This window comes from Belnapia mucosa (assembly GCF_016775475.1).
GTDB classification, from domain to species: Bacteria; Pseudomonadota; Alphaproteobacteria; order Acetobacterales; family Acetobacteraceae; genus Belnapia; species Belnapia mucosa.
The window spans coordinates 1-3472 of the sequence record NZ_JAEUXJ010000061.1 but is presented as its reverse complement, the minus strand read 5'-3'; the positions used below and the strand labels follow the sequence as shown (position 1 = coordinate 3472).

At 68.7% G+C, this 3472-nt stretch carries 3 protein-coding genes and 1 pseudogene; all 4 read right to left on the bottom strand.

Annotation, left to right across the window (positions count from 1 at the left end):
* Positions 1 to 156: 156 nt before the first annotated feature.
* On the bottom strand, positions 157 to 1932 hold the full coding sequence (locus JMJ55_RS30305; protein ID WP_202829326.1) for a glycoside hydrolase family 15 protein: 1776 nt from the start codon (positions 1930 to 1932) through the stop codon (positions 157 to 159).
* A gap of 271 nt (positions 1933 to 2203) precedes the next feature.
* Complete coding sequence (locus tag JMJ55_RS30300; protein WP_202829325.1) at positions 2204 to 2377, bottom strand: hypothetical protein; 174 nt, start codon at positions 2375 to 2377, stop codon at positions 2204 to 2206.
* A 340-nt stretch (positions 2378 to 2717) separates the two neighbouring features.
* Positions 2718 to 2864, bottom strand: coding sequence for a hypothetical protein (locus tag JMJ55_RS30295; protein WP_202829324.1), 147 nt, complete (start codon positions 2862 to 2864; stop codon positions 2718 to 2720).
* 329 nt (positions 2865 to 3193) lie between these two features.
* Positions 3194 to 3472: pseudogene (locus JMJ55_RS30290) on the bottom strand (IS481 family transposase); the annotation flags it as partial.

The following is a 3472-nucleotide window of genomic DNA, read 5'->3' as shown; positions in this document are numbered from 1 at the left end:
CGGAGTACGTCCGGACCGCATGACCTGGAATCGGGTGGGGCTCAATATGCCCGGTCCGCCGACCCGTGCAACAGAGTCCCACCACACCCGAACCCGCCGCCGTCGCCAGCCATTCCAGTCACCCGCAACCGCCGGCACCGCGTCCGGTTCCGAAGGTCAGTGGCCCCGCCCGAGCCGCAGCGCGAGGCCGACCAAGCCGAGGTGCGAGAACGCCTGTGGGAAGTTGCCGACCTGACGCCGCGCCATCGTGTCATACTCCTCCGCCAGCAGCCCGACGTCGTTGGCGATCCCAACCAGCCGGTCCAGCACCGCAATCGCCTCCGCCCGCCGTCCTTGCAAGGCGTACACCTCGCCGAGCCAGGCGGTGCAGGCGAGGAAGGTGCCCTCCCGCGTCGGATGCAGCCCTTCCAGGCCGGCGTCGGGGCGGTAGCGGAGCACCAGCCCGTCCTCTATCAGCTCCCGCTCGATGGCCTCCACAGTGCCGCGCACCCGCGCGTCGTCCGCGGGTAGGAATCCGACTAGCGGCAGGCGAAGCAGGCTGGCGTCGAGCTCCGGCCGGCCATAGCTCTGGGTAAAGCAGCCGCGCAGCGGGTCGAAGCCGCGGGTGCAGACCTCGTCGAATACCGCGTCGCGCAGGGCGCGCCAGCGCTCCAACGGGCCGTCCAGGCCGGACTCCGCCGCGACGCGCAGCGCCCGGTCGAGTGCGACCCAGACCATGACCTTGGAGTGCACGAAGTGACGGCGGGCGCCGCGGATTTCCCAGATGCCCTCGTCCGGCTCGCGCCAGACCTCCTCCAGATGCGCCAGCATCGCCCGGGCCATTGCCCAGGCCTCGGGCAGCGGCGGCAGGCCGATTCGGTGGGCCGCGTAAAGGGCGTCCATCACCTCGCCGAAGACGTCGAGCTGCAGCTGCGCGCCAGCGGCGTTGCCGATGCGCACCGGCGCTGAGCCCTCGTATCCGGGCAGCCAGGGCAGAACCATCTCAGGCGTCCGATGCTCGCCGGCCAAGCCGTAGAGAGGGCGGATCTGGGCGGGGCTGCCGGCCACAGCCCGCAGCAGCCAGCGGCGCCAAGACTCGGCCTCGCCGAGATGCCCGGCGCCGACCAGCGCACGCAGGGTCAGCGCCGCGTCGCGCAACCAGCAGAAGCGGTAATCCCAGTTCCGCTCGCCGCCGAGCGTCTCAGGCAGGGAGGTAGTGGGCGCAGCGGCGATGCCGCCCGTGGGCGCGTAGGTCAGCGCCTTCAGGGTGAGCAGGGAGCGGCGGACCATCTCCGGGTGGGGCACGCCCTTGTCGATGCGGCAGTCGGCCAGCCACCCGCGCCAGCGCCGCTCCGTCGCCGCGATCACTGCGGCCGCGTCCATCGGCGGCCCCGGCGGCAGGTGGGAGGGGGTCCAGACCAGGTGGAACGGGATGCGCTCGCCCTCCGCCACGGTGAACTCGGCCATCGTGTGGAGGCCCTCGCCACGGACCGGGACAGGGGTGCGGAGCGCGAGCTGGTCCGGGCCGCAGACCGCCAGCAGCGTCCCGTCCTCCAGACGGTGGACCCAGGGAACCAGCGCCCCGTAGTCGAAGCGGACGGTGAGGTCCATGGTCATGGGGACACGGCCGCCCCGGCCCTCGACCAGGCGCAGGACGTCTGCGGCGCCGTTGCGCAGCGGCATGCAGTCCACCAGTGCGACGGTGCCCTCCTCCGTCTCGAACTCGGTCTCTAGCACCAGGGTCCCGGGGCGGTAGCGACGGCCGACGCGCCGCACCGGACTGCGCGGCGCGATACGCCAGCGGCCGTGCTCCGGCGAGCCCAGGAGTGCGGCGAAGCAGGCGGCGCTGTCGAAGCGCGGCAGGCAGAGCCAGTCCAGCGAGCCGTCGCGGCCGACCAGCGCCGCCGTTTCGCCGTCGCCGATCAGGGCGTAATCCTCGATCCTCAGCGGCATTCGCGTCCTCCGTGGCCTCTCGGCACGCCGCAGACCTGATCCCGTGCCACGGGCGTGAACGGCCGGTGAGGCCGTTCGATGCCGAATGGCCTCCGCCGCTCTTGTTGCCTCGGCAGGCACCGACGGCATCTGGCATGGTCTCTAACTCACCGACCAGCTGGGCCCGGATCAAACGTGAGAAATGTGCTTGCCTGGTAGCGGCCAGAGCGGGCATTGCCAAGTTGTTGAAGCAACGGTCGCATTGGACCGAGCGGCAATGCGGCTGGTAGGATCACGCTGCCATCTGGACGCATGTCTCCTCGCGCCAGACCCGGAAAGCGTTGTCGTGGGCACGGCGGTACTGCCCGGCGTTCATCAAGTGCCGCCGCCGACGGAAATGACCATAGATCATGGCGTGGCATGACGGGAATCGCTGCGCCTGCTCCGGTGACTTGAAGCGCTGCATCTGCCGCTCTCGCCGGCGCGTCGGTCGATGGGAGTTCTCCGCTCTGTTGTTAGATAGCGGCTGGTTCGGTATTTGACATCGGGCAGGACCTCACGCTGCGCTGGCGATCCGGACCCGAACCAGCGGAGAAAAGGCACGCACTACTGGCGCTGAGGCACCGGACGACCGCAGTAGCCGACGATGAGCATGGTCGAGCTGCCCGCCGGCCTCTGTCTCCGCCATCATGCCTGCGATTTCCGGGTCGTCGTTGCACAGCTCCGGCAACAGCGTCCAAGGCGCGAGGTATCTGCTCTCCGCGTTCCCTAAAAGCAAAAAGGGCGGGGTTGACCCGCCCTCCTGCTCAGCTCGCCTCCTGGGCGGCGCCTGCCGGCATCCAGCCGCTAACGCGGACCAGCCCGTCGCGCTTCATCGCACGACGAACCATCGTGCCCCAGATCACCAGCGCCGAACCAGCACCGGCGCCCAGCAGGCCTACAACGGAAAACATCACCTTGCTCCTGACGGGCGAAGCAATGGGCGCCCCATGCGCCCGTTCCAGAATCCCCGTCCTCTTTCGACACGCATGACATGGGCACGTCGACGATTGATCTCAACCGGAAAGGGAGCCCCGCAGCGCGACCTGCACACCATGCTGGTATGCGTGGAACGCAAAGTGAACTATCCGTCTGTTGGATTTGGCTCGGCTGACGGCTTGAGGGACGGCGGCGGCCGTTAAGCGATGAGGCGCAGGCGGTGGAGCCTGCGGCAGCTGTAGGCGAGAGCGACGATGGGCGGCGACCGGAGCTTTCGTTGCACGGATTGGTGCTATCAACGCAAGTACCGCTTGACGGTGGCATCTTTGATGGTTCGGTTCATGCGCTCGACCTGGCCGCTCGTCCACGGGTGTCGAGGCTTGGTGAGCCTGTGCTCGATGTCGAGTTCGGCGCAGGCGAACTCGAAGGCATGGCAGAGGAATGGCTGCTTGCTGGCCAGCATCTGCTTGATGTCCTTGGGCGTCCAGCCATCGCCGGTGGGCTCGGTGAAGTGCGTGCCGTTGTCGGTGAGCACGGTGTGGATCTTGTATGGAACCGCCGCGGCGAGCGCTCGGAGAAAGTT